We start from the raw sequence: 25,407 nt of genomic DNA, 5'->3' as shown, positions 1-25,407 counted from the left end.
ATCCTCACTCTGCTCCATTACCTGATAGTATAACCCGCTCCCCCATCCACACCCCACCTCTAACTGTAGATGATTAACCGATTAGCCCAGCCCCTCATCATCAGCTCCCTCCTCTGGCTAGGGGGGATCGCCCCCCTGCTCTATCTATTAGGGCTCGCACTCAGCCACAACCTCGGCGTCAATCCGATTGAGTACACCCTGCACTACCTCGGCACCTGGGGGCTCAATCTACTGCTAATCACACTGGCCATCACCCCCTGCCGTCGCCGTCTCGGCTGGCGGGGGTTAGCCCGCTATCGGCGCCGGGTGGGGCTCTACGCCTTCTTCTATCTGCTACTGCATCTGCTGGCCTATACTATTTTAGAGCAATTTTTTGACTGGCAGGCCATCGTCGAAGATATCGTTAAACGCCCCTATATCACCCTAGGCATGATCTCGCTACTGCTACTGCTGCCCTTGGCGCTCACCTCTCATCGTAGCGCCATTAAGCGTCTCGGTCACTACTGGCAGGGGCTGCATCGGCTTATCTACCTCGCCGCCCTACTAGGTGTCGCTCACTATCTACTCCTCACCCGCGCCGATATGCTCTACCCGATGCTCTATGCGCTGCTACTGGCGCTACTGTTAGGGGAGCGGCTCCTGTATGCACTACGCAGCTAAACTACCATTTTTTGACCTAGATCACAGCCACAACGCCCATTTTCGGTTTCACTTAGGGGGTCAGCCAGTTCAATCGCCGCGTCAAAAGTTTGACTCTCTCACCTGCCGGAGCCACAGCCATGATAAAACCAAACAATAAACAAATGATTTATAAAGATTTAAAAAAAATAGGCACAATAAAAGCATAACCCGAAGCAAGCTGAATTGAACAGAACGAGAGGAGTTGAGCGTTATGCCAAGTTTGGAACAGACCATGGGGCTGCATGAGCAGGCACTTAGAGTGCGTAGCTACCGTATGGAGCTACTCGCCTCCAACCTAGCCAATGCGGATACCCCCAATTATAAAGCACGGGATGTCGATTTTCGTGACATCCTGCGCAGCTACCACCAGCAACAACCCAACGCTAACACATTAGGGCTAGCGACCAGCCGCTCGGGCCATATCGGCAGCCACTCGCTCGGCGGTATCGCGATAACCCCGCAGTATCGGGTACCTAGCCAGCCATCCATCGATGGCAATACCGTCACCGCGCATGAGGAGAAAGCGAAGCTCGCCGAAAACAACTTACGCTATCAGGCGACCATCGATTTTCTAAATGGTAAAATTCGTAAACTGAAACAGGCACTGAAGGGGCAATAATTATGTCAATGTTTCGCGTATTTGATGTATCGGGCAGCGCCCTAGAGGCGCAGACGATTCGTATGAACACGACCGCCAGTAATCTGGCCAATGCTAACAGCGTCAGCAGCAGTATCGATGAGACCTACCGTGCCCGTCAGCCAGTCTTTAAAGCGATGTTAGATGAGGCTCAAGAGGGCAAACAGGCCTCAGTCAAAGTGAGCGTAGAGGGGATTGTAGAGAGCGATGCGCCGCTACAGCGCAAATACGCCCCCAACCACCCCCAAGCCAATGAGAAGGGGTATATCTTTATGCCCAATGTCAATACCGTAGAGGAGATGGCGAATATGATCTCCGCCTCTCGCTCCTACCAAACCAATATCGAAGTCATGAATACTGCCAAGCGACTCGCACAGGCAATACTTCGTCTCGGTCAGCAATAACAGAGGTAATATGTCATGAATGCCGTTGAAGATACCACCAAACTCTACCAGTCACTCGGTCTGCGTACCGAGCGACAGACAGAGCAGAGTCAAACCGATGAGTCATCAGCCGATTTAATGCAGGAGGATTTTCTCACCCTGATGACCACCCAGCTCAAAAATCAAGATCCGATGGCGCCGATGGAGAATGGGGAGTTTTTGGGGCAGATGGCCCAGTTCAGCTCGGTAAAAGGGATAGGTGATCTCAATAGCTCCTTCTCCGGTTTAGCCGAATCGCTCTACTCTAATCAGTCGCTCATGGCCGCCTCTATGGTGGGTAAACACGCCCTAGTGCAGGGTAATCAGGGCGAATTGACCGCCAATGGCCCACTGAACGGCTCGGTGGAGCTACCCCAATCGGTCGGTAAATTGACCGTTTCGATTAGCGATGCGAGTGGTCAGCCGGTTAAGAGGCTCGATTTAGGGATACAGGGCGAGGGGATGGTCGATTTTAGTTGGGATGGTACTAATGATGAGGGTGAGACCATGCCTCCCGGAGTCTATCAAATGAAGGCCGAAGGGTTAGCTGGCGGAACCAATACCGGCTTTGAGACCTTTATTGAGGGAACCGTAAAAAGCCTCTCCCTCGGCGCAGGTGGCAGCAAAATGGCCTTTGATGTCAGTGGCATTGGTGAGGTCTCGTTTGCCGATATTCGTCAGGTACGACAGTAATTTTTGTTTTTATTTTTATTAACTATCTATTTTTGATGCTCAAACAACAGGAGAGAGAATCATGTCATTTAATACAGCGTTAAGCGGCCTCAGTGTCGCTTCATCTGAGTTAGCCGTTGTTAGTAACAATGTGGCTAACGCCAGTACCACCGGTTTTAAAGAGTCGCGGGTGCAGTTTGCTGATGTCTATGCGACCTCTGCGTTTGGTAGTAGCTCTACCGCGATTGGTAGTGGGGTTCTTTTAGCTGGCGTGCAGCAGATGCATAATCAGGGGAATCTCGACTTTACCGATAACACCATGGATATTGCTATTAGTGGGCGAGGGATGTTTGTGACCCGTCCCGGTATCAGCTCAACCGATGGCACGCCCTCCTATACCCGCGCTGGTGCGTTTCAGGTTAATTCTGAGGGCTATGTCACCAATAGCAGCGGCGAGTATCTGCAAACTTTTCCGGTAAATGAGTCTGATGGGTCAGTGCAATCGACTTCACTCTCATCAACGATCGCTCTAAAAGTTCCGTCAACAGCGGGGACACCGACCTCCACTAAAGAGATAGAACTCGGTGCTAACCTGCCCAGTACAGCCACTCCGATTGACTCAGTTGCCAACCCCTTTTTTCCCGGCAACAGCAACTCATTTAATACCTCCACCTCGATTAATATCTATGACTCACAGGGTGGGGTTCATACGATGACCTACTACTTTGTCAAAGATGGCACCTCCTATGATGCAGGGGGGAATCCAGTAGCGAACGGCACCGTCGGCAGTACGATTCCTCAAAACCAGTGGCAAGTCTATCCGGTACTTAACACAACCGACGCCAATGGCAATAATATCTCATTGCCGATGCAGATGGTTAACCAAGATGACTCTGTGAACGGCAGCCGCTTTATGCGGTTAATTTTTGATAATAACGGTGAGATAGACCAGGAAGCGACCGCTAACGCCAATAGTAGCAATACAGCCGACACAACCATACTTAACCCAACCCCAAAATTTCATATTATTCCTGACGATCCGGCTAACATCGCTACCTATGTCTCTTATGATAATAACCTTCAAACGGAACAGACTGTAGCGGCACCTATCCCCGCAAATGGTGCCAACTTAGGGGAGGGTGCCACTCAAAATATTGGCCTTGATATGTACAACAACTCCCCCACCCAGTTTGCGGCTAATTTTAATGTCACCACACTGGCTCAAGATGGCTATACGGCCGGTCGCTTATCAGGACTCGATATTAGCGACGAAGGCATCATTCGCGCCAACTATAGTAACGGCCAACAGAGTTCGTTAGGCAAAATCGCCCTAGCTCTCTTTCCTAATGAGCAGGGGTTAAAGCAGTTAGGTGACACCGCTTGGGCAGAGTCGATCGACAGCGGCCCTCCGCTGGTGGGTGAAGCCGGTACCGGCAGCTTCGGCTCCTTCCGCGCCGGCGCGTTGGAAGGCTCTAATGTCGATCTCACCCAACAGCTAGTCAAACTGATTACCGCCCAGCGCAGTTTCCAAGCGAACGCTAAGGCGATAGAGACCAATAGTGCCATTACTCAGACCATTATTAACCTGAGATAACCGTAGCGGCTCCCATGCCAGCGCATGGGAGCCATAAAATTGACTGTTAGGGAGCGATAAGATGGACAGAATGCTATTTTTAGCCATGTCGGGCGCCAAACAGACCATGATCGCCCAAGAGATAAATACCAATAATCTGGCCAATGTCTCCACCCCCGCCTTTAAAGCCGATCTGGAGCAGTTTCGCTCCATGCCGGTCTTTGGTGAAGGACACCCCTCACGGGTCTATGCCATGACCGAAAGCCCCGGGGTCGATTTTACCCCCGGCATGATTAACGCTACCGGCCGCGATCTCGATGTCGCGATCAATGGCCAAGGGTGGATTGCGGTACAGGCCCCTGATGGCAACGAAGCCTATACCCGCATGGGCAACCTCAATATCTCCAGCACCGGCGTACTAGTCACCGGTAATGGCCACCCAGTGCTCGGTAACGGCGGTGCCCCGATTACCTTGCCTCCGGTACAGAAGATGGAGATAGGTACCGATGGCACGATCTCTATCGTCCCCCTCGGTGAAGATCCCAATACTGTAGCGATACTAGATCGCATTAAACTGGTCAAACCCGAACATAGCAACATGACCAAAGGGGAAGATGGCTTTATGCGCCTTAAAGAGGGCGATGAGGCCGAGGCCGACGCCACCATCCGCCTAGAGCTAGGCAAACTGGAGGGGAGTAATGTTAATCCGGTCGCCTCAATGGTTGAAATGATCGAACTGCAGCGTCAGTATGAGCTACAAGTGAAGGTAATGAAAAAGGCCGAAGAGAACGACAGCGCCCTCTCCAAACTGATGAGCATGATGTCTTAAAAAGAGCAGATTTTCTCTAACTAAGGGGGTATAATGCCGCCCCCGTAGCAACCACAGCCCTAAATATTGTAAGGTAGATGCCTCCCCCTAATCCATTTAGCCGCGCCGCTTGTCAGCTTACCGGAGAGCGTTGGTGAGCGAACTTGCACTCATTCTGGTAAGCACCATATTGGTCAATAACTTCGTATTGGTGAAGTTTCTTGGCCTCTGCCCCTTTATGGGCGTCTCGCGCAAACTAGAGACCGCGATGGGCATGGGGCTGGCGACCACTTTTGTCCTCACCCTCTCCTCCCTCTGTAGCTATCTAGTGAACGACTATATTTTAGCCCCACTGGAGCTAGAGTATCTGCGCACCATCGCCTTTATCTTAGTCATTGCCGTCGTGGTGCAGTTTACCGAAATGGTGGTGCATAAAACCAGCCCGTTACTCTATCAGGTGCTCGGTATCTTTCTGCCGCTCATTACCTCTAACTGTGCCGTCCTCGGCGTCGCCCTCTTAAATACCCAGCAGCAGCATGGACTGGTCGAATCGGCGCTCTACGGCTTTGGCGCGGCGCTCGGCTTTACCCTAGTATTGGTACTCTTTGCCGCCATGCGCGAGCGTATTGCCGTTGCCGATGTGCCACGGCCTTTTCGCGGTGCCGCCATTGCCCTGATGACGGCCGGCTTTATGTCACTGGCCTTTATGGGATTCTCAGGACTGGTTAAGGGCTAATGACCACCGCAGTTATCACACTAGCACTGTTAGCGCTACTATTTGGGCTGATCTTAGGCTATGCGGCGGTTCGCTTTAGAGTCGAGAGCGATCCGGTCGTTGAGCGCATCGACGCCATCTTGCCTCAAACCCAGTGTGGTCAGTGCAGTTACGCCGGTTGCCGCCCCTACGCTGAGGCGATTGCCGCCGGCGAAGCCGATATTAACCGCTGCCCTCCCGGCGGAGAGACCACCATTATCGCCCTCTCTGATCTACTCGGTGTCGATCCGAAACCGCTCGATCCCGAAGCGGGTGAGGCGAAGGAGCGGCGGGTCGCCTTCATTGACGAACAGATCTGTATCGGCTGCACACTGTGTATTAAAGCCTGCCCGGTCGATGCTATTGTCGGTACCTCCAAACAGATGCATACGGTGATTGCCGATGAGTGCACCGGCTGTGAACTCTGCCTCCCCCCCTGTCCGGTTGAGTGTATCGATATGGTTCCAGTGAGCCAAGATCTGAAGCGGTGGCGCTGGCCCCTACCGGCCCAAAGCGGCACGCCCCTCTCACTCACCACAGGAGCTAGCCAATGAGCCAACCCCTATGGCAGTTTCACGGCGGAATCAAATTAGAGGGCTTTAAACGGCTCTCGAATCAGACACCCGCAACCCCGCTACCCCTACCTACCCGACTCACGCTGCCGCTACAGCAACATATCGGTCAACCAGCGCGACCCGTGGTACAAGAGGGAGAGCGGGTACTCAAAGGGCAGCTACTAGCCGAGAGCAGCGGCTATGTCAGCGCCCCGATACACGCCCCTACCTCAGGCACAATCCTCGCTATCGCCCCTCGGATCACCAACCACCCCTCCGGTCAGCCGCAAGTGGCGATTGAGCTAACTCCTGATGGGGCAGAGCAGTGGATCGAACGACAGCCGGTAGAGAGCTACCTCAAATTGGCCCCCGCTGATCTGCGCCAAAAGATTCACAGCGCCGGTATCGTTGGTATGGGGGGAGCCGGCTTCCCCACCCACATCAAGTTAAACACCCCTAGTAAGCAGGCGACCGGCACGCTGATTATTAACGGTGCCGAGTGCGAGCCCTTTATTACCTGCGATGATCGCCTAATGCGAGAACGAGCCGATGCGATTATCTCCGGCGCCCGCATTATGCGCCATGCACTACACGCAGTGCGCTGTGTGATTGGGATAGAGGATAATAAACCTGAAGCCATGAAAGCGCTCACCGCTGCACTACAGTTAAGCGGCAAGATCGATATTGAGATCGTTGCCATACCGACCCTCTACCCCGCCGGAGGCGAAAAGCAGTTAATTAAGACCCTCACCGGCAAGGAGGTTCCTTCGGGCGGCATTCCACTCGATGTCAATGTAGTGTGTCAAAATGTCGCCACCGCCACCGCCGTCCATGACGCTATTCGTGAAGGCAGACCGCTCATTAACCGCTATGTAACCGTGAGCGGTGAGCTCATTCGCCACCCCCAAAACTTTATCGTTCCCCTAGGAGCCTCAGTCCAGAGCCTTATTCAGGCCGCTAGCGGCACAACGGAGGATCACGGCGAGACGATAATGGGCGGGCCGATGATGGGGATAAGACTCAACCACGGTGCCACCCCAATTACCAAAACCGCCAATGCCATTCTGGTAAGACCCCCTCAACCGACGACGACAGACCATCAGCCCTGTATTCGCTGCGGCGAGTGTGCCACAGTCTGTCCGGCCAACCTGTTACCGCAGCAACTCTACTGGCACGCCCGCGCCAAAGAGCTAGAGAAAGTGCAGGATTATGCCCTGTTTGACTGCATTGAGTGTGGCTGCTGCGCTTGGGTCTGCCCCTCGACAATTCCATTAGTCCACTACTACCGCTACGCCAAAACCGAGATTTGGGAGCAGGAGCGCCTCAAAAAAGCGGCCGATATCGCCCGCGAACGGCACGAATTCCGTCAATTCCGGCTACAGCGCGAAAAAGAGGAGCGTGCCGTGCGCCATCAACAACAAAAAAGCGCCATTAGCTCCAAAGGGGATGGCGAGACTAGCGACAAAAAAGCGCTCATTGAGGCGGCATTAGCACGCGCTAAAGCCAAAAAGAGTGCTGCCGCTCACACCGATAGCTAACCCTATGTCTCTACTTCCTATCAGCTCTCCCCATCAGCACGGCCCTGCCCGCACCCAAAAGGTGATGTTGCAGGTGATTTGGGCGCTCATTCCGGCCATTTTGCTCCATGTGTGGCTATTTGATTGGGGGATATTATTTAATATTGTGCTGTTAACCCTCTTCTCTCTCGGAGTGGAGGCGGCGATGCTCTATCTGCGCCGCCGCCCCATTCTACCCGCCATTAGCGATGGCAGCGCTGCGGTGACAGCGATTCTACTCGCTTTAACTATCCCACCACTCTCGCCTTGGTGGATCTGCCTCATTGGGGCGATTATCGCTATCGGACTTGCGAAACAGCTCTATGGTGGCCTAGGGTTTAATCCATTTAATCCGGCCATGGTCGCCTATGTGGCGCTACTGATCTCCTTTCCGCAACAGCTAACCCAGTGGCAGGCACCGCTGTCACACATTGGGCACGATATCGCTTTTATTGAGGCCGCCGTGATTGTCTTTAATGCCGCGCCGATGGATACCCTCACCTACGCCACCCCACTCGATAACTACCATAGCGGCTTAACAATTGGTCAATCGATCGATAATCTCGATAGCAACCAGCTCTTTCGAGTCTTTGGCGGTGTCGCTAACGAACAGATTAACCTGCTGATTCTATTAGGAGGACTCTATCTACTCTGGCGCGGCACCATTCGCTGGCAGGTGCCGGTAGCGATGTTAGCCACCCTCTTTCTGCTCTCATCGCTGTTCTATCTTATTGATAGTGATCGCTTTGCCTCGCCGCTCTTCCATCTACTGGGGGGAGGGGCGATGCTAGGTGCCTTCTTTATCGCTACCGATCCAGTCTCAGGGGCGACGAGTGAGCGGGGTCGGCTAATTTTTGGTGCTGGCGTGGGACTCTTTACCTTTATCATCCGCACCTGGGGCGGTTATCCCGATGGGGTGGCGTTTGCAGTACTGCTAATGAATATGGCCGCGCCCACTATCGACTACTATACCCGCCCGCCGGTCTTTGGGCAGCCGAGCCGACAATAGTCACTGAGAGCGAAGCGATGTTACAGACAATGCTCATTAATGCGACTATTTTGGGGCTATTTGCTATCCTTGGCACCTCACTAGTCAGCTCGATACATGAGAGCACAGCGCCCCTCATTGCCGAGAATGAGTATCAGACGATCCTCAATAACCTAACCCAGATCATCCCCCCCGAGCGCTATGACAACGCCATTGTTGAAGATAAGATCGAGGTGGTCGATCCGCTACTGGGCAATCAGGCGCCGAAACAGATCTATCGTGCCCGCTATAGTGGCCGCGCCGTCGCAGTAGTCATTGAGAGTGTCGCCCCAGATGGCTATAGCGGCGATATCGGCCTGCTCATCGGTATCGATATTGAGGGCAATCTGCTTGGGGTGCGGGTGATCTACCACAAAGAGACGCCGGGGCTTGGCGATAAGATCGAAGCGACTCGCTCCGATTGGATCTTAGGCTTTAACCAGCTCAATTTGACTAACCCGCCACAAGCGCTGTGGCAGGTGAAAAAAGAGGGTGGCGTGTTTGATCAATTTACCGGTGCCACCATTACCCCCCGTGCGGTCGTTAACGCGATTAAAAACAGTCTGCTCTTCTATCAGCAGCAGCGGCAGGCGCTATTTCGACCAATAACTTCATCAGAGTGAGAGCCATCATGAGCGATAGCCAATACAGCAAAATTATTCGTGACGGATTGTGGGATAATAATGTCGCCTTTGTGCAGATTTTGGGACTCTGTCCCCTATTGGCTGTTAGCTCCACTGCGATTAATGGCTTAGGTCTGGGGTTAGCGACGACACTGGTGCTGCTCACCTCCAACGCTACTATCTCGCTGGTTCGTAACTGGGTTCGAGCCGAAATTCGCATTCCGGTCTTTGTGATTATTATCGCCTCCTTCGTCACCGCCATTGAGCTGGCAATGAACGCTTGGTTCCACCAACTCTATCTGGTGTTGGGGATATTTATTCCACTCATTGTCACCAACTGCTCTATTTTGGGACGAGCCGAGGCGTTTGCTTCGCGCAATCCGCTTGGCCCCTCAATAATCGATGGGCTTATGATGGGAATAGGCTTTACCCTTCCGCTAGTACTGCTTGGAGCGCTGCGAGAGGTGGCCGGCTTTGGCACCCTATTTGCCGATGCAGAGCTAATGTTTGGTGAGGGGGCTAGCTGGATGACGCAGCAGCTATTTGAGTTTGATCAGGGGCTGCTGCTAGCGATCCTCCCCCCAGGGGCCTTTATCGGTCTAGGACTGCTGATTGCAGCTAAAAATGGTATTGATGCGGCCTTGGCTCAATCGAATCGTACAGCTAGCGCTAGCAGCAGCCCTCTTACCGAGAGGGGTTAATTTCATGTGCTGCGTCCACCTCCTCTGGGTGGTTCTGTGCCCGCAGCAGTAGCCGCTCTACACTAGCAATACGGTGGGCGAGCTGCATCTGCTGTCTAGCATCCATATCGACAAACTTAAACCCGACTACCGAGACCTGCTCCCCCTCTGTGGCCGGTAAAATAGTACAAATAGTCACCCGAACTCGCTCCTGTTCACCCACATTTTCAAAGTTGAGATCACAAACGAGGCTCAGACCCTGACGCAGCTTGGTAGCGATACGGTTATTAACACTAGCCCGCATCCCCCCTTTGGAGATATCGATAAGCTGTGCCCGAAAACTTTTCCCGCTTTGGGTATAGAGTCGAGCCTGCAGGTTGAGATCGTGGGTATCGATACGAAAGCTATTGCGTTGCTGCGAATAGCGCACCATCGCCGGCATATCGCAGCGACAGCGGGCAAAGCTCTGCTCCGACTGTTCAATCAGCCCCTGTAGTGTCGTTTTAAAGCTAATGGAAGTCCCCTTTAGACGGGCCATCAACGCAATCTCTAGCGGCGATTCTGGCTTAATTAAGTGCCCAGTTTGACAGTTAAAGGGGAGATCGATCTCAAAAGTACGCTGTTCAACATCAAGATCAAGTAGGGTAGAGATGGCCGTCTGACGCTGCTCACCGAGGCGAAGAGTCACTAACAGCCGCTCCTCGCGCAGCCTATCGAGTAACATGCGAATATAGTGAAAAGAGTCTATCTGCTCAAATTCAGGCTTGCGGGCGGCTGTGCTATCGCGATTAGGGGGCAATGGCGATGAGGAGGAGGCCAAAACAGTGGACAGTTAAACTCTAATGGAGGTGTAGGTGGTGAGATTTTGCGCAGTGGTTCCTTGGCGATCGTAGAGATCAACCCGACCTCCCTGCTCTCCACCCACCATTAATTGCAATATCTTTCGCACCTGCTGATAGTTTCGATCTAACAGCCGACTATTCACCTGATGCAATTGATGACACTGCCGTAAGCGCTGTTCAAGTGACTCCCAGAGGGAGAGTTCGAGCCCATGCTGCTGCAATAGCTGACGAAAGTTATCGCGACTATCCTCAAGCCCTGCACGCTGGAGCAGATGCTGTCGCTGTTGATCTAGCTGCTGGAGCTGCTCTAACAGATCGAGCTTCTGCCCTAGCACGCTATCCATCTGCTCAGTATCGCGTGCCGCGACCGCCTGCTGCTCATGTTGCAGCACCTGATACAGCGAATCAAGAGCAACCGACTCGTTAGCACATAGCTGCCGTAGCGGCTCGGTATGATTCATACTCATTTTCCTCGATAACACTCTAAACTGGCGTTCACTGACCGTACATCTCTCGCTCAAACTGAACTAGCTTATCGGCGATTTGGCGTGCATCGATCTGGTAACTGCCATCGGCAATCGCCTGCTTAATCGATTCAACCCGCTGCTCATTGACTACCGGCACATCGGCTAGAGCCGTCTCCAGTGAGCGCAACCGCAAAGAGGTATCGGTTAGGCTGACCTTATCCGCCCCAACAACACCACTCTGTACAGCGCCCTCCTGACCACGAGCCACCCTGGCCGCACCACTGCTATCGCTGCGCTGCAGCTGGGTTCCCGGAAAACCTGTTACTTGATTAATTGGCATGGTACTCTCCTCATGTTCATGCTCATCATATCGGCCCCACTGAGACAGACTTTAATCTGCTGCACCATAATCGTTACTCGGTCACATCCTGACTTCAACCGTTGCCACACCAATCACCACCGCCTCTATCTCCTTACCGGAGGAGCTATTTTTTACCCGTATCGTATCGCCCTCGGCTCCAGCGGTTAGGGCGACACCGGCCATTTTAACCGACAGTGTCCCGCTCTGAGCGACAATCACCACCTGCTCACCCCGATTGACCAGCAGCGGCTGCTTTAACATCGACAGCGTTAACGGCATATCGACCGCTAGCTGTCGGGTTAACTCCTTACCGAGCGCCGACTCCGGCTGGCGCAGCGCCGCTGAGGCGAGGCGATCTAGCTCGGTACGGCGCAGCGTCAGATCGTCACGTCCAATCACATGGCCACGCGGCAGGGCTCTGGCAGCGACCACAACATCAACATAGGCGGCAATGGTCGCCTGCACATAGAGCGACCACGGCTTTAAGCCATCCTCACACCGCACCTGCACCGACACCCGTCCGTAGCGCCGACCGGAGTGGGTCTGACGAAAATTGAGCGGTGACTCACACTGCGATAACTTTAGGCGTTGATCGAGCGCGGCAACGCTAACTTGCAGATCCTCTAGCGTCTCATCGACCACCTCGCTCAATAGGTACTGCTCCACGCCCTGCAATATCTCTTCGTGATCTTGATAGCCTCCCTCACCACTAGCCGCAGCAAAACTGCTCCAAAGAGGAGAGAGCAACAGTAGCCCCAGCAGGCCGATTTGTACTAAGCTAAGCACCATAGCGTCAGTCTAAACCGATTAGCGCCACAAATCCAGCCCTGAACCAGCGACGGCATCACGATTTTTGCCATAAAAGTGTCGCCGGTGCTATACCTTGACCCGCTATTGAGGGTATAGTTACACCCGTTTTCAACCCCAGCACCAGCTACAATCTGTTTTTCCGGAGGAGTACTATGGCCGGCATACTGGACGATGTAGATCGTCGAACGCAACTGGCGGGACACAACCGCATGGAGCTCCTGCTGTTCCATCTAGGCGGCAGACAATATTTCGGGATTAATGTCTTTAAGATCAAAGAGGTGATTCAGTGCCCCAGACTAACTACGGTGCCTCACTCTCACTACGCTGTTCGCGGCATGGCCAATATGCGCGGCAAGACCATCACCGTGATCGATCTAAGTATGGCGATCGGTCACCCGACCGGCCTTGATATCAGCTCTTCGTTTGTCATTATCACCGAGTATAACCGTAACACCCAAGGGTTTCTGGTCGCCGGTGTCGAACGCATTGTTAACCTCAATTGGGATAGTATTAAACCCCCTCCTAAAGGGGCGGGCAACACCTACATGACGGCGGTGACCGAGGTCGATAAGCGTCTGATTGAGATTATTGATGTCGAAAAGGTGTTATCTGAGATTATCGGTGTCGAGGAGTTAGTCGCAGCGGCGACGATAGAGCAGGGGCAGGAGTCGGAGAGAAAGTTTGCCCATAAGGTGCTTATTGTTGACGACTCTAGTGTTGCTAGAAATCAGATTAAACATACTCTCGATCAGGTCGGAGTCGAATCGACTATGGTCAAAAATGGCCGTGAGGGCTTTGATCTGCTTAAAGGGATTGTCGATAGCGGCGAGAGTGTCTATCAACACTTTCAACTGGTCATTTGCGATGTCGAGATGCCAGAGATGGACGGCTACACCTTTACCCGCCAAGTCAAAGAGCGCTCCGATATGTCGGCGCTGCATATTATTCTCCACACCTCTTTAAGTGGCGTCTTCAATGAGGCGCTGGTCAAAAAGGTCGGTGCCGATCACTTTATCTCCAAATTTAACCCCACCGAACTGGCCAATGCTGTGCTGGAAGTGTTAAACCGAGAATGACCCAGCCCCGCCTCCCTGCGGAGCTCTACGATAGATTCCGCCAATTTTTACAGCAGGCCAGCGGGATTGTGCTAGGTGATAACAAGCACTATCTGGTCACCAGCCGACTCGGCAGGCTAATGCGTGAATACGGCATTGAAGATTTTGCCCAACTGCTCGATCAACTACAGTTTAACCGTAATCCGAAACTACGCGCCCAAGTTATCGATGCTATGACCACCAATGAGACGCTCTGGTTTCGGGATCGCTACCCCTTTGAGCTACTGAAAGAGCAGATTCTACCAGAGATCAGCCAGCGCAAACCGACCTCACTTAGGATCTGGTCTGCCGCTAGTTCATCAGGGCAGGAGTCCTACTCTATCAGCATGACTATTGCCGAATACCTAGCCACCCGTCCCCACTCACTACCGGCCAATATCCAAATAATCGGCACCGATATCTCTACTAAAATGTTAGCGACCGCCCAAAAAGGGATCTACGACCAGCTTGCACTCAATCGGGGGATTAGCGAACAGCGGCTACAGCGCTTCTTTCTCCACCACAGCAGTGGTGGCTGGGAGGTCAAACCGGAGATTAAAAATCGGGTCTCCTTTCGGGAGATGAATCTAGCTAACAACTTTGCCAGTCTAGGCAGGTTTGACATTATCTTCTGTCGCAATGTATTGATCTACTTCTCTTCGGAGCTAAAAGGCGACATTTTGAATCGGTTAGCCGCCGTGCTCAACCCCGGCGGTTACCTCATTTTAGGGGGCTCAGAGTCCCCCAGCTCCTATAGCCATAAATTTGAGATGATCCGTTTTGCGCAGGGGGTTGCCTACCGTCTAGCCGAACAGAGTGCCACACCAAGTCAGCAAGGCGGGGGAGTGAGCAGACCGCCGCCTCCTCCCCCTCTTCGATCTAGCGTGGCGACACCTCTCTACTCAAACCGCGCCCCCAAAAAGTAGTGCAGCTTAACTGTTAATTGCTCTCCCGTCGCCAGAGGGTTCCCGCAGCACTATCCTCCAGTACAACCCCCATCGCCTTAAGCTCGTCACGGATTCTGTCCGCCTCCCCCCACTGCCGCGCCTGTCGCGCCTGCTGTCGCTGTTCAATGAGCCGCTCTATCGACTCTGCCTCCCCCTCCTGATCCCCCCCCCCTTGTAAAAAGTGATCCGGATGCTGTTGCAATAACCCCAATAGCCCAGCCAGCGCCTTTAGCTCAGAGGCGACCGCCACCGCTGCCTCAGGATCGGTGGCTTTAAGCCGATTGACACGGTGTGCTAGCTCAAACAGAATGGCCAGCGCCTCGGGGGTATTAAAATCGTCATCCATCACCGTCATAAAGCGCTCAGCCGCTGCCGTATGGCACTGTTGTGGCGTTACCGCCGCTAGCGTAACACCTCGTAGGGCGTTATAGAGCGTTGTTAGCGCTGCCTGGGCATTATCTAGGTGGCTATCGGAGTAGTTCAACGGGCTACGGTAGTGGCTAGTTAGAATAAAGTAGCGCACCACCTCGGCCTGATAGCGTTGCAGCACCTCACGGATCGTAAAGAAGTTCCCTAGCGACTTAGACATCTTCTCATCATCCACACGGACAAAACCGTTATGAATCCAGTAGTTAACAAAGGGGGTGTCGCGACTACCGCACGATTGAGCGATCTCATTTTCATGGTGCGGAAACTGTAAATCGAGCCCCCCGCCATGAATATCAAAGTGATCGCCTAGCGCGTGGGTTGACATCGCCGAACACTCAATATGCCACCCCGGCCGCCCTGCCCCCCAAGGGGAGTCCCAGCTCGGCTCTCCCGCTTTCGCCCGTTTCCAGAGCACAAAGTCGAGAGGATCCTCTTTCGCGCCATCGACCGCCACCCGCTCACCGGCGCGAAGATCGTCAAGACTCTTCCCCGACAGTGCGCCGTAGGCGGCAAATCGGCTCACATCGTAATAGACATCGCCCCCCTCGACACAATATGCCAGCCCCTTCTCGATCAGTTGCGCAACCATCTCAATAATTGGCGCGATATGCGCCGTTGCCAACGGCTCTTCTGTGGGGGGTAATACGCTAAGTCGCAGGCTATCTTGGTGCATCGCTTCAATATAGCGCTGGGTCAACTGCTCAAATGGCTCGCTGTTCTCTTTAGCCCGTTGAATAATTTTATCGTCAATATCGGTCACATTACGCACATAGCGCACCGCATCGCGGCCATAAATGAGCTGTAGATAGCGAAAAATGGTATCAAACACCACCAGCACCCTAGCATGGCCGATGTGGCACAGATCATACACCGTCATGCCGCACACATAGAGCCTGACTTGAGTCGGGTCGAGAGGCACAAACAGCTCCTTTTGACGACTAAGACTATTGACTATTCTTAGCTGATGGTTAAACGGCATAGATAACTCTCCGTGGTAGGCCTAATGGAAAAAACGGCCATACTACCTGAAGCGTAGCTATCAGGAAATAACTAAATTTATCATTTTTCTCCATTATCAGTTACAATTGGGGTATGATTTAGCGTGAAAATTAGGCAGCAGACCCCCACCAAGGAATGTTCTATGGTAAAAAGAAGCTATTGTACCACTCGTGAAGCGGCCCAACTATTGGGGATCTCGGTTCGAACCGCCCAGTTATGGTGCGAAAGTGGGCTGCTTGAGGCATGGAAGACCCAAGGTGGACACAGACGCATCAGTCGCCACTCCGTAGAACGACTCTTAGCCGATGCTGATCTAACCCTATTACAGCAACCCCAAGAGCGTCATCTTAGCCAGAGGGAGAACCAGCTACAAATTTTAGTGGTAGAGGATGATGTCATCCTACTCAAAATCTATCAAGATGTGCTCTCTAACTGGCCCTTTGCCCCTCTCGTCAGTACGGCATCGAATGGCTTTGAGGGGCTAGTTCGACTCGGTCAGACCTCTTTTGATCTGATGATTACCGATCTAATGATGCCCGGTATGGATGGCTTTGAGATGCTACAAACGCTCGCGAAACTACCTGAGTTTGACAATATGAAGGTGATTGTGGTCTCAGGCGCCGAAGAGGGGGAGATTAGTCAACTACGACAAACCCTACCCGACACCCATATTTTAAGAAAACCGGTCAATTTTGAGCAACTACGGGGGATAGCCGCCGAGCTACAGTGGCAAAAAGAGGTGAACCATAACCGCACCCACTCCAATGTATAACGCCAATTTACCCCATAAACAGCTGTAGATGGGCCTTAACTGAGGCCTCTAGCGTCATCTCCCCCTCGATCACGGCGGCATGATAGTGTCGCATCCAAGGCCCCATTAAGCCGCGACACAACTTCTGCTCCATCAACATCACCTGTGCTAACGGCCCCGCCTCCTCCAAAAAACCGCTACTCTCATAGTCACGGTAGATTCGCGAACGATCGTACGCTACTCGCCGAATCTCGCTCTGCCACCGTCCCTGACGGAAGAGAAACCGGCCATACGATGGACGATAGTCGCGATCAAACGACGATCCGACCGAACCGGTATTGACCACCAAAGAGCCATCTAGCCGACGCTGTAGCGGTTTATGGGTGTGCGAGGCGATAAAGAGCTGCGATCCCCCTCCTACCCTCTTTGCAAGCTCCTCATCGCTCATCTCTGGAGTAATCCCCTCCCGATTGCCGATTCGCGAGCCATGGGTGATATGGACCATCCCGCCATCGAGATCGCTTAAGTCGAGACTCTCGCCCCAGCTAGCAATCTCATCTATATAGGGTGCCATTTTAGTTGCCGTCCAGTAGGTAAACTGCTTCACCCCGTAGTCTATCTCACTTTTCGGGCGATGATGGTGACAGAAACGGGTAAACGACTCGTGGTTACCCTGTAGTAGATAGCAGTCAGGAAGCGTACGCCGCAGTAGCTGATAGACCTCGACGCTATTAGGCCCCCGATTAATCAGATCACCGTTCATAACCACCACCTCGGCTCTCCAGTTGATAATATCCGCCATCACCGCCTCTAAAGCGGCAATATTGCCGTGAACATCGGAAAAGACCGCCAATTTCATCTTAATCTCTGCCTACCTAGTATTGCATAACCACTCCCCTTGGCCATGGTATGGGCTCGATAGCGCAATCTCCAATAAAAAGGGCGCTCTATCCTTTAATAGAGATCCAGCGGATCAATATCGATCGACCAGCGCACCCGCCGCGCCTGCGGTAATCTCTCCCAAAGTGGTAGCTGTTGCAGTAGCGGGGTGTGCAGGGTCTCCCGACGGCGGCTCTGTAGCAGTAACTGCCAGCGACTGTAACCACGACGACGACTTAGCGGTGCTGCGACTGGGCCAAAACAGTCTAAATCGGGATAGGCGGCACCCACTAGCTGGGCTAACAGCGTCTCTAAAAAAGCGCTAGCCTGCGACGCCTCCTTCGCCTCTGCCCGAATCAGCGCTATGTGGGTATAGGGAGGGAGCTCTGCCTGCTGCCGAAGCGGTAACTCCTGTTGCAAAAAGGCTTCGTAGTCGTGTCGTCGTAAGGGTCTAAATAGCGGATGGCTAGGATCGTGGGTCTGAATATAGACCTCCCCCGCTTCGCACTCCCGCCCCGCCCGTCCGGCGACCTGGAGTAGCTGCTGCGCCATTCGCTCCGCTGCTCGAAAGTCGAGACTAAACAGCCCCTGATCGCCATGAATCACCCCAACTAGGGTTAGGTTTGGGAAGTGGTGCCCTTTAGTAATGAGCTGGGTGCCGATAATAATCTGTCGCTGCCCGTGCTGTAGCCGCTCCATCTGCTGCTGTAGCTGCGCTGCGGTTGGTAGAGTATCGCGATCTACTCTTACGATCTCTACCTCGGCAAACTGTTGGCTAACCACCTCATGTAGCCGCTCAGTCCCCTCCCCTATCGCGTGAAGCGGCTGCTGACACTCCGGACAGGTGCTGAGAACTGCTCGTTCACTACCGCAGTGGTGGCAGCGCAGGCGCGAATGGTGGCGGTAGAGCGTCATGCGGCTATCGCACTGGTGACACATCGCACTCCAGCGACACTGGTAGCAGAACAGCACCGGCGCATAGCCGCGGCGATTCAGATAGAGCAGCACCTGCTGTCCGCGCTGCAGATGCTCTGCCATACGCTGCTGTAGCGGTTCACTCAACCCCTGCTGCACTCGAACAGTGCGCAAATCGATAAGGTGAATCGACGGCAGCTCACCCGCGCCGGCTCGCTGACTCAACCGCAGCCGCTGATAGCGCCCCGCCTCGGCGTGGTACCAGCTCTCCATAGAGGGGGTCGCGCTGCCGAGTACAATCGGTATGCTCTCTAACTGCGCCCGCTTAATCGCGACATCTCGCGCCGAATAGCGCCAGTGGTCTTGCTGCTTAAAGGAGCTGTCGTGCTCCTCATCGATAATAATCAATCCTAGCTGCTGAAAAGGGGCAAACAGCGCCGAACGGGTGCCGACAATCAGCCGTGCCTGCTGATGATAGATAGCACGCCAAGCGGTGTAGCGCTGCCCCTCACTCAAGGCCGAATGGTAGCTAGTCACGCGACACCCTAAGCGGGAGCTAAAGCGCTGTAGTAGCTGCGGGGTGAGCCCGATCTCCGGCACCAGCACCAGCACCTGCCGTCCCGCCTGTAGGCGCTGTTCAATTAACTGTAGATAGACTTCGGTTTTGCCACTACCGGTGATCCCCTGTAGCAGCCAGCAGCGAAATTGATCCCAATGAGCGCTAATCGCCGCTACCGCCTGCTGCTGCTCGGCTGTTAGCGAGTAGCTCGGAGCGCGTGGTTGCAGTGTCGGCTCGTGGCCCGATAGATCACCCACCTTACGACACTGTAACAGCTTTAGCTGTCGTAGCCGCTCTACCGCTCGCTGCCAGCTCGACCCGAGCTGTTTAAGCTCCTCTCGACTCAACCCCTCGGGAGCCGCCACCGCCGCGGTCAAAATCTTCTGTTGCAGCGGTGCTTGCTGCAACAGTTTAAGATAGGGCTGTGCCGAATCGACACTAGCCTGCCACCGCATCAACGACTGTGGTTGTAGCGCTCCCCCAGCACGAATCTTCTGCGGTAACGCCGTTGCGATCACCTCGCCTAGAGGGTGGTGGTAGTAGTTCGCTCCCCACTGTAGTAACTGATAGAGTCTTGAGGGCAAGAGTGGCTGCTGATCGAGCAGAGCAATGACGCTGCGCTGCTGACTAATCGGCAGCGCATCCTCTGGCTCAAGCTGCCATATCCAGCCAATGAGCTCCCTGCGACCGAAAGGGACTCTCACCCGAGCGCTCAAAGGGGGCCTCAATACGGTAGTCAAGCGGTAGTCAAACAGACGCCGTAGCGGCAGCTCTAGCGCCACCCTAACTGTTATCTGGTCGTTAATATCACTCACACTCTCATTAATCCTCTTTATAAAGCCCCTTAAGGTACCCCCTTTTGAAAACATCGGCCTTTCTGTGGATAAGTTTGTGCATTATTTACAGACCGATCGTGTAAAAGCTACTGATTTCATTTATATTACCGCTCAAAAAAAAGAGGCCATAATTTTTTTTAACTTAAAAAACAACAACTTAAAAAAGAAAGCGGTAAATTGTTACTATTTCAGTCAGTTAACCTTATCTGGAATAAAAATTTGCCTAAATTGTGCATAACTCTGTTGACAGTTGTGAATAACCTGGTAAACAACCCTATTTTGGTTATCTATTCACCATAATATGGCGCTAACCCCTTGTTAATTCGTCAAGCGCTGCAAAGGCTGTGGATAAGTTTGTGGATCACTGTACCATAGAACGGTAATTTCAGCGATTGTCAAGCTCTTATTTTTGCCTCCAACAGCACAACTACTGCGGTTATTTATAATTAAATACAATAAGTTAAACAATATAATTCACCTTTCCTATTAACTATCGAAGGGAAGTCTCTGTTCAACCGTTCCCCCTCCTAATCCTGTGAATAACTATCGCGCTGTCAAGCTAAAAATGGCCTTTTTTTTCCCAAAGTGATCGATAAATGATAAAATTTTCTTATGAACATCTCGACCCTCACTCCGCCACCGCTGTCGCTCTATCTCCACTACCCGTGGTGCCGACAGAAGTGCCCCTACTGCGATTTTAACTCCCATACTCGCGGGGAGGAGCCGTCGCGCTACCTTGCATCATTGCTGCAAGACCTAAAAGATGAGCTAGCACTGAGCGAGTCGCGCCCGCTTAAGACGCTATTTATCGGCGGTGGCACCCCCTCACTTATCCCCCCCAAGCTGCTGCGCCCGATCATGGAGGCGCTACAACGGAGTGGTCGTTGGAACCTTGGCAACGAGGCGACACTGGAGGCGAACCCAAACAGCGCCGATCAACGCTACTTTCAAGCCTACTACGCGTTGGGAATTAATCGACTCTCTCTCGGGGTACAGAGCTTTCATGATCGTCAGTTACAGGCGCTAGGTCGCCTCCATAGCGCCGCCGAGGCGCATCAGGCCATCGCGCTAGCCAAACGCGCCGGTTTTAAACGCATTAATCTCGATCTTATGTTCGGTCTCCCCCACCAGAGCCCGGCTGAGGCGCTTGCCGATCTGCGTCAGGCTATCGCCTGCGAAGTGGAGCACCTCTCATGGTATCAACTCACGCTGGAGCCGCATACCCCCTTCTACCACACCCCCCCTCCACTACCCGATGAGCAGTGGCTAGTCGAGGTGCAGCAGCAGGGCATTGAGCTGCTACAACAGCACGGTTATGAGCGTTATGAGATCTCCGCTTTCGCCCGCCCCTCCGGCCGCTGCCAACACAACCTAAACTACTGGAATTTTGGCGACTATCTCGCCGTCGGGGCCGGTGCCCACGGTAAATATACCCATAGCGATGCCACAGTGGTACGAACCAGTAAGCAGCGGCTACCACAGCGCTATATGCAGCCCTCTGCGGCGCAGCCTCTTAGTCGCCATACTCGCCTCACTCAGGCCGATATTTTGTGCGAGCTGATGTTGAACGGGCTCCGGTTAGTCGAGGGAATCGAGAGCACACAGCTATCGCGCTACGCCGTTGAGGCCCTAGCTGAACCGGCTATTAACGCGGCTAGACAACGGGGGCTGTTGCAACAGCAGCGCCAGCGCATCGCCGCCACCCCTACCGGCTATCTGTTTCTCAATGAGGTACTGCAACTGTTCTGTTAAGTTACTGTAACTGTGCCCACCGCGCCTCAAAGACGCTGCGTAGATCCTCATTTAGCTCCGGTTGCGCCTCCATTAAGGCCACAAACTGCTGCCGCCCTACCGATAGACAGGTGGTGGCGCTCACGGTTCGCACCGATGCCGAACGCGGTCTATCTAACAGTAGCGCCCCCTCGCCAAAGTAGTCCCCTTCGGTGAGATAGGCAATATGGCGCTCTGGGCTATCGAGTTCGGCCGGTTTGAAGACCTCAACCGAGCCTCTGGCAATAATCCGAAATCGATCGGCCGCCGCGCCATCGGCAAAGACTAGATGACCGGCCGGATAGTGTTCGGTAATAAAGCTGCGCCGTAGCCGCTCCACCCCCTCTAGCCCCAGACGCTGGCGCAGATGGAGTACCGCTAGCGGTGGCAGTGCTAGCAGCCGCTCCATATTGATTTCGGCCTCGCCCCTACCATTGGTCTGGGTCAGACTCTGCTTTAGCCAGATACGAGCGTAGTGGCCGTTGCGCTGTAGCAGTAGATCATGGCTCCCCTGCTCGACAATCTGCCCTCGGTGTAGCACCACAATACGCGCCATTGTGGCGATAATCGATAGTCGCTGGCTAGCTACCACCACCGTGCGACCGACCATAATGCGGTGCAGGGTATCGACAAAACGGTGCTCGGCGACTGGGTCAAACTGACTTAAACTGCCATCGAGCAGCAGAATTTGGGGTCGAGTTAGCAGCGCTCTTGCAAGGGCAATCCGCTGCTGTAACTCAAGGTCGAGTGGGGAGCTGTGCTCATCGCAGAGAGTCTGATAGCGCTGCGGTAGCTGTTGAATCAGCTCGTGGCACTCCGCCTCTTGCGCCGCTCGTACCACCTCACTCTCATTCGCATCGGCCCTAGCGGCGCGAATGTTATTAAAAATGGTATCGCGCAACAGCAGCGGCTCTTTAAACAGGCAGCCCATCTGCTGTTGCAGCACACCGGGTGCAAGATGGCTATAGGGGGTCTCATCAAAATAGATCTGCCCACTGCTAGGCCGCTCTAGTGCCGCTAGCAGGCGCATAAAGTAGCTTTTGCCACTTAGCTGCTCGCCCACTATTGCTAGATGCTCACCCCGCTTGATGTAGAGCTCCAGTAACAGCGACAGCTCCCCCTCTGCTGGCCGAAAAGTGACCTCGTTTAACCAAATCCCCTGCTGCAACGCCCCGACTGGCCGCTGCCCCTCCTCAGGCTCCTCTCTTAGTGAGAGCTGCCACAGCGGTGCCATCCGCCGCCAGAGGGCCTCTACTTGACGCCACCGACGCCACTGCTGAGGGAGATTTGAGAGCGAGTAGCTCAATAGCGGCATCAGTAGCAGCAGTGAGGTAAGCTCAGCCACCGAGAGCTGCTGGCTCTGATAGCGGTGCGCAACCCAAATCGCCACCCCTAGCAGCAACATAGAGCGCAGCCATAGCAGCAGCGGCTGCAACTGTAGTAGCTGCGAGCCGACAGAGCGGAAGCTTTGTCCCCTCTGCTGCAATAGCTGCTCAAACTCACGCCTCGCCCCCCCCTGTAGCCGATAGAGACGCAACAGCGGCTGTCGTCGTAACGGCTGCAATAGGGCGTCGTTCAACTGCTGCTGATAGTGCTGTTGCTGCTGCTGTTGCCGCTGTGCTAGGGTATCGAGCCAAGGTAGTAGCAGCTCCAGCGCCGCTAACAGCAGCGCCAGCGTTAAAGCGCTCTCCCAAGAGATGACTAGCATCAACGCCAGTGTCAGCAGTAGCAGGGGTAACTGTAGTAGGAGTTGCGGGGCGACTCGACCTAGCCACTGCTGCAGCTCGGGCAGATCGCGGTTAAAGCTGTTTAGCTGCGCTTCGATACGCGCCAGCCGCTCTCCGATCTCAAGCCGTAACAGACGCTCAAACAGCGCCGTAGATAGCTGCTCGGTTAACGACTCTGCCAAGCGAAGAAACAGCGCCCGCTGCGCCACTGCGCTCCAAAAAGTGGTCATCACTAGGCCGAAGAGGACGGCAAACCACTGTAGCGGCGTGATAGTGTCGATACTCGCCATCAGAGCACCTGCGGCCAGCGGCAGCAGAACCAACAGCGCGGCCACCCAGAGACTCACCCCGACACCGGCCCACCACTGTACCGACATCAAGGCTCGCCACAAGGAGCCTGCCCCCGGAGAGAGAGGTCGCTGCATCGCCTTAGCTAACCTGAATTCGCCGCGTCCAGAACTCCTCAGAGAGATGACTAAGATTCCCCGCCAAATCGCGCACGCTAATACTAGAGGCGAGGCTGATATTAGCCCGCTCCATCGTCTGTTCCGCCACGCCTCGAATCGTCACAATGCTGTGGTTAATCTCATCGGCCACGGTGCGCTGCTGCTCAACGGCGGTGGCAATTTGGGCGCTCATATCGGTTATCTGACCAATCCCTGCGGTAATATCATTTAACGAGGCGACCGCCTCAGTGGACTGCTGTACGCTTAAACCGGCCTGCTCTTTACTGTTATGCATCACCACAACCGCTTCGCGAGTACCGCTTTGTAGCTTCTCAATCATCGCCTGAATCTCCTGTGTCGCCTGATTGGTGCGATTGGCTAACCCCCGCACCTCATCGGCCACAACCGCAAAACCGCGTCCGTGCTCACCGGCGCGAGCCGCCTCAATCGCCGCATTGAGCGCTAACAGATTAGTCTGTTCTGAAATACTCTGAATCACATCGACAATGGTGCTAATTTCACCACTATTTTTTTCGACGACCTGCATCACCCTCGCCGCCTGCTCGACCCCCTGCTCTAGCGACTCAATCGTTTGCATCGTTGCTTGAACAATTTTCATACCGTCAGCGGCCTTCTCATTAGCAGCAATCGCTGCACCTGATGTTAGCTGTGCGTTATGGGCCACCTCCTGAATACTGACCGTCATCTGATTGATAGCCGTCGCCACCTGATCAGTCTCAGCATACTGCTGCTGCACCCCCTGATTAGTCTGGTTCAGATTGGTATGCAGATCGGTGGCGTTTCTATTTAACAGCGATGAGGCATCAGCCAGCCTACCGATGATACCGGCGCTCTCTGACTCCAACTTTTTAAACGCAAGTAGCACCATACCGATATCGTCATTACGGCCGGTATAGATGTAGCGAGCGAGCGGATCATTGGCCACCGCACGCGCCCTAGCGACAATCAGCTCAAGCGGTCGTAAAAAGTAGAGGATAATCGCACTTGAGAGTAGCGACATAGCTACCCACCCTAAGAGGCCCTCTATCCACGCCATCTCGCTAAAGAGCAGTAGCACCACAAAGACTAGCAGCGAGGCGCTCACCGCCGCCCCGATCATCTTGCCGCGAAGACCTAGCCAGCTATTTTTGATCTTTGCCGGCTGCTTACCGGCCAAAAGCTCAGCATAGAGCGCCTCTGCCCGCTGCACAAACTCCGCTCTCGGCTTGCGCCGCACCGACTGATACTCCTCTGTCTGCCCCTGATGACTGATGGGGGTAACGAAGGCATCGACCCAGTAGTGATCCCCATTTTTGCAACGATTTTTAACCATTCCCATCCATGAGTGGCCCTGTTTGACCTCATCCCACAGATTTTTGAACGCCTCTGGCGGCATCTCGGGGTGGCGCACCACATTGTGGTTTTTGCCGAGTAGCTCCGACGCCTCAAAACCGCTAACGCGAATAAAATCTTCGTTGACATAGCTAATCGCCCCCTTCAAATTGGTGGTCGAAAAGATATTGTCACCACCGGAAAAGTGCTGCTCCCGATGGGTGACGGGCAGATTTTTTTTCATCAGTCATCACGC

26 protein-coding genes are annotated in these 25,407 nt (G+C 53.8%); 17 read left to right on the top strand and 9 right to left on the bottom strand.

Features of this window, described 5'->3' with window-relative positions; translation table 11 throughout:
- Positions 1-69 precede the first annotated feature (69 nt).
- The 12 genes from D5085_09280 (at position 70) to D5085_09225 (ending at position 10,008) form a co-directional block, all read left to right on the top strand.
- Positions 70-660, top strand: coding sequence for a sulfoxide reductase heme-binding subunit YedZ (locus tag D5085_09280; GenBank protein QEP43294.1), 591 nt, complete (start codon positions 70-72; stop codon positions 658-660).
- Positions 661-913: 253 nt separating this feature from the next.
- Positions 914-1,300, top strand: coding sequence for a flagellar basal body rod protein FlgB (gene flgB / locus D5085_09275; GenBank protein ID QEP45115.1), 387 nt, complete (start codon positions 914-916; stop codon positions 1,298-1,300).
- Positions 1,301-1,302: 2 nt separating this feature from the next.
- On the top strand, positions 1,303-1,722 hold the full coding sequence (flgC, locus tag D5085_09270) for a flagellar basal body rod protein FlgC (GenBank protein ID QEP43293.1): 420 nt from the start codon (positions 1,303-1,305) through the stop codon (positions 1,720-1,722).
- A 15-nt stretch (positions 1,723-1,737) separates the two neighbouring features.
- A complete protein-coding gene (locus D5085_09265; GenBank protein QEP43292.1) occupies positions 1,738-2,433 on the top strand; it encodes a flagellar hook assembly protein FlgD in 696 nt (231 codons plus the stop codon).
- 61 nt (positions 2,434-2,494) lie between these two features.
- A complete protein-coding gene (locus tag D5085_09260) occupies positions 2,495-4,006 on the top strand; it encodes a flagellar hook protein FlgE (protein QEP43291.1) in 1,512 nt (503 codons plus the stop codon).
- A gap of 61 nt (positions 4,007-4,067) precedes the next feature.
- A complete protein-coding gene (gene flgF / locus D5085_09255; GenBank protein QEP43290.1) occupies positions 4,068-4,814 on the top strand; it encodes a flagellar basal-body rod protein FlgF in 747 nt (248 codons plus the stop codon).
- A gap of 133 nt (positions 4,815-4,947) precedes the next feature.
- A complete protein-coding gene (gene rsxA, locus D5085_09250) occupies positions 4,948-5,529 on the top strand; it encodes an electron transport complex subunit RsxA (protein ID QEP43289.1) in 582 nt (193 codons plus the stop codon).
- Positions 5,529-6,101, top strand: a complete 573-nt coding sequence (rsxB, locus tag D5085_09245) for an electron transport complex subunit RsxB (protein ID QEP43288.1) — start codon at positions 5,529-5,531, stop codon at positions 6,099-6,101. The genes rsxA and rsxB overlap by 1 nt, the downstream gene beginning before the upstream one ends.
- Entirely contained in the window at positions 6,098-7,639 is a 1,542-nt protein-coding gene (gene rsxC, locus D5085_09240) for an electron transport complex subunit RsxC (GenBank protein ID QEP43287.1), read from the top strand. Before rsxB ends, rsxC begins: the two co-directional genes overlap by 4 nt.
- 4 nt (positions 7,640-7,643) lie before the next feature.
- Entirely contained in the window at positions 7,644-8,666 is a 1,023-nt protein-coding gene (locus D5085_09235) for an RnfABCDGE type electron transport complex subunit D (protein ID QEP43286.1), read from the top strand.
- A gap of 29 nt (positions 8,667-8,695) precedes the next feature.
- Positions 8,696-9,307 carry an electron transport complex subunit RsxG gene (gene rsxG / locus D5085_09230; GenBank protein QEP45114.1) on the top strand — a complete coding sequence of 204 codons (612 nt, stop codon included), beginning with the start codon at positions 8,696-8,698 and terminating at the stop codon, positions 9,305-9,307.
- Positions 9,308-9,315: 8 nt separating this feature from the next.
- On the top strand, positions 9,316-10,008 hold the full coding sequence (locus D5085_09225; GenBank protein ID QEP43285.1) for an electron transport complex subunit E: 693 nt from the start codon (positions 9,316-9,318) through the stop codon (positions 10,006-10,008).
- Here the strand turns inward: D5085_09225 and D5085_09220 are convergent.
- From D5085_09220 to flgA, 4 genes are all read right to left on the bottom strand, one after another.
- Positions 9,992-10,807 carry a hypothetical protein gene (locus D5085_09220; GenBank protein ID QEP43284.1) on the bottom strand — a complete coding sequence of 272 codons (816 nt, stop codon included), beginning with the start codon at positions 10,805-10,807 and terminating at the stop codon, positions 9,992-9,994. The two genes, D5085_09225 and D5085_09220, sit on opposite strands and share 17 nt — an antisense overlap.
- A gap of 12 nt (positions 10,808-10,819) precedes the next feature.
- Entirely contained in the window at positions 10,820-11,296 is a 477-nt protein-coding gene (locus D5085_09215; protein ID QEP43283.1) for a hypothetical protein, read from the bottom strand.
- Between the two features lie 28 nt (positions 11,297-11,324).
- Positions 11,325-11,636, bottom strand: coding sequence for a flagellar biosynthesis anti-sigma factor FlgM (gene flgM / locus D5085_09210; protein ID QEP43282.1), 312 nt, complete (start codon positions 11,634-11,636; stop codon positions 11,325-11,327).
- Positions 11,637-11,717: 81 nt separating this feature from the next.
- Positions 11,718-12,446 carry a flagella basal body P-ring formation protein FlgA gene (gene flgA, locus D5085_09205; GenBank protein QEP43281.1) on the bottom strand — a complete coding sequence of 243 codons (729 nt, stop codon included), beginning with the start codon at positions 12,444-12,446 and terminating at the stop codon, positions 11,718-11,720.
- Positions 12,447-12,619: 173 nt separating this feature from the next.
- Between flgA and D5085_09200 the strand changes: the two genes are divergently transcribed.
- Together D5085_09200 and D5085_09195 are read left to right on the top strand one after the other, a co-directional pair.
- Entirely contained in the window at positions 12,620-13,543 is a 924-nt protein-coding gene (locus D5085_09200) for a chemotaxis signal transduction protein CheV (GenBank protein QEP43280.1), read from the top strand.
- Positions 13,540-14,487, top strand: a complete 948-nt coding sequence (locus D5085_09195; protein QEP43279.1) for a protein-glutamate O-methyltransferase CheR — start codon at positions 13,540-13,542, stop codon at positions 14,485-14,487. Before D5085_09200 ends, D5085_09195 begins: the two co-directional genes overlap by 4 nt.
- A gap of 13 nt (positions 14,488-14,500) precedes the next feature.
- On the opposite strand, the gene D5085_09190 is transcribed toward D5085_09195, so the two are convergent.
- Positions 14,501-15,916 carry a cysteine--tRNA ligase gene (locus tag D5085_09190; protein QEP43278.1) on the bottom strand — a complete coding sequence of 472 codons (1,416 nt, stop codon included), beginning with the start codon at positions 15,914-15,916 and terminating at the stop codon, positions 14,501-14,503.
- A 162-nt stretch (positions 15,917-16,078) separates the two neighbouring features.
- Between D5085_09190 and D5085_09185 the strand changes: the two genes are divergently transcribed.
- A complete protein-coding gene (locus D5085_09185; protein QEP43277.1) occupies positions 16,079-16,708 on the top strand; it encodes a response regulator in 630 nt (209 codons plus the stop codon).
- Between the two features lie 7 nt (positions 16,709-16,715).
- On the opposite strand, the gene D5085_09180 is transcribed toward D5085_09185, so the two are convergent.
- Positions 16,716-17,546: a metallophosphoesterase gene (locus tag D5085_09180; protein ID QEP43276.1), complete on the bottom strand. Its 831-nt coding sequence runs from the start codon at positions 17,544-17,546 to the stop codon at positions 16,716-16,718.
- A gap of 95 nt (positions 17,547-17,641) precedes the next feature.
- Positions 17,642-19,909: a primosomal protein N' gene (locus D5085_09175; protein ID QEP43275.1), complete on the bottom strand. Its 2,268-nt coding sequence runs from the start codon at positions 19,907-19,909 to the stop codon at positions 17,642-17,644.
- Positions 19,910-19,919: 10 nt separating this feature from the next.
- Here D5085_09175 and D5085_09170 point away from each other — a divergent pair, with 10 nt between their 5' ends.
- Together D5085_09170 and hemW are read left to right on the top strand one after the other, a co-directional pair.
- The gene (locus tag D5085_09170) at positions 19,920-20,114 is read left to right on the top strand and encodes a hypothetical protein (GenBank protein ID QEP43274.1); all 195 of its coding nucleotides are present in this window, start codon (positions 19,920-19,922) and stop codon (positions 20,112-20,114) included.
- 374 nt (positions 20,115-20,488) lie between these two features.
- A complete protein-coding gene (hemW, locus tag D5085_09165) occupies positions 20,489-21,628 on the top strand; it encodes a radical SAM family heme chaperone HemW (GenBank protein ID QEP43273.1) in 1,140 nt (379 codons plus the stop codon).
- A 1-nt stretch (position 21,629) separates the two neighbouring features.
- Here hemW and D5085_09160 read toward each other — a convergent pair whose 3' ends face one another.
- Positions 21,630-23,798: an ATP-binding cassette domain-containing protein gene (locus D5085_09160; protein ID QEP43272.1), complete on the bottom strand. Its 2,169-nt coding sequence runs from the start codon at positions 23,796-23,798 to the stop codon at positions 21,630-21,632.
- Between the two features lie 4 nt (positions 23,799-23,802).
- Entirely contained in the window at positions 23,803-25,395 is a 1,593-nt protein-coding gene (locus tag D5085_09155; protein QEP43271.1) for a PAS domain S-box protein, read from the bottom strand.
- Positions 25,396-25,407: the final 12 nt, after the last annotated feature.

Source organism: Ectothiorhodospiraceae bacterium BW-2, assembly GCA_008375315.1.
In the GTDB taxonomy this organism is placed as follows: domain Bacteria; phylum Pseudomonadota; class Gammaproteobacteria; order Thiohalomonadales; family Thiohalomonadaceae; genus BW-2.
Note: the sequence above shows the minus strand (reverse complement) of the source record. Positions and strands in the feature narration are given on the sequence as shown.

Coding starts and splice junctions, on each gene's coding strand:
- D5085_09260 (QEP43291.1), top strand. CDS start 2,495: ATGTCATTTAATACAGCGTTAAGCGGCCTCAGTGTCGCTTCATCTGAG.
- D5085_09200 (QEP43280.1), top strand. CDS start 12,620: ATGGCCGGCATACTGGACGATGTAGATCGTCGAACGCAACTGGCGGGA.
- flgA (QEP43281.1), bottom strand. CDS start 12,446: ATGGTGCTTAGCTTAGTACAAATCGGCCTGCTGGGGCTACTGTTGCTC.
- D5085_09175 (QEP43275.1), bottom strand. CDS start 19,909: ATGTTTTCAAAAGGGGGTACCTTAAGGGGCTTTATAAAGAGGATTAAT.
- flgB (QEP45115.1), top strand. CDS start 914: ATGGGGCTGCATGAGCAGGCACTTAGAGTGCGTAGCTACCGTATGGAG.
- rsxB (QEP43288.1), top strand. CDS start 5,529: ATGACCACCGCAGTTATCACACTAGCACTGTTAGCGCTACTATTTGGG.
- flgM (QEP43282.1), bottom strand. CDS start 11,636: ATGCCAATTAATCAAGTAACAGGTTTTCCGGGAACCCAGCTGCAGCGC.
- D5085_09190 (QEP43278.1), bottom strand. CDS start 15,916: ATGCCGTTTAACCATCAGCTAAGAATAGTCAATAGTCTTAGTCGTCAA.
- D5085_09235 (QEP43286.1), top strand. CDS start 7,644: ATGTCTCTACTTCCTATCAGCTCTCCCCATCAGCACGGCCCTGCCCGC.
- D5085_09280 (QEP43294.1), top strand. CDS start 70: ATGATTAACCGATTAGCCCAGCCCCTCATCATCAGCTCCCTCCTCTGG.
- D5085_09265 (QEP43292.1), top strand. CDS start 1,738: ATGAATGCCGTTGAAGATACCACCAAACTCTACCAGTCACTCGGTCTG.
- D5085_09160 (QEP43272.1), bottom strand. CDS start 23,798: ATGCAGCGACCTCTCTCTCCGGGGGCAGGCTCCTTGTGGCGAGCCTTG.
- rsxC (QEP43287.1), top strand. CDS start 6,098: ATGAGCCAACCCCTATGGCAGTTTCACGGCGGAATCAAATTAGAGGGC.
- flgC (QEP43293.1), top strand. CDS start 1,303: ATGTCAATGTTTCGCGTATTTGATGTATCGGGCAGCGCCCTAGAGGCG.
- hemW (QEP43273.1), top strand. CDS start 20,489: ATGAACATCTCGACCCTCACTCCGCCACCGCTGTCGCTCTATCTCCAC.
- flgF (QEP43290.1), top strand. CDS start 4,068: ATGGACAGAATGCTATTTTTAGCCATGTCGGGCGCCAAACAGACCATG.
- D5085_09185 (QEP43277.1), top strand. CDS start 16,079: ATGGTAAAAAGAAGCTATTGTACCACTCGTGAAGCGGCCCAACTATTG.
- rsxG (QEP45114.1), top strand. CDS start 8,696: ATGCTCATTAATGCGACTATTTTGGGGCTATTTGCTATCCTTGGCACC.
- D5085_09225 (QEP43285.1), top strand. CDS start 9,316: ATGAGCGATAGCCAATACAGCAAAATTATTCGTGACGGATTGTGGGAT.
- D5085_09215 (QEP43283.1), bottom strand. CDS start 11,296: ATGAGTATGAATCATACCGAGCCGCTACGGCAGCTATGTGCTAACGAG.
- D5085_09195 (QEP43279.1), top strand. CDS start 13,540: ATGACCCAGCCCCGCCTCCCTGCGGAGCTCTACGATAGATTCCGCCAA.
- D5085_09180 (QEP43276.1), bottom strand. CDS start 17,546: ATGAAATTGGCGGTCTTTTCCGATGTTCACGGCAATATTGCCGCTTTA.
- D5085_09155 (QEP43271.1), bottom strand. CDS start 25,395: ATGAAAAAAAATCTGCCCGTCACCCATCGGGAGCAGCACTTTTCCGGT.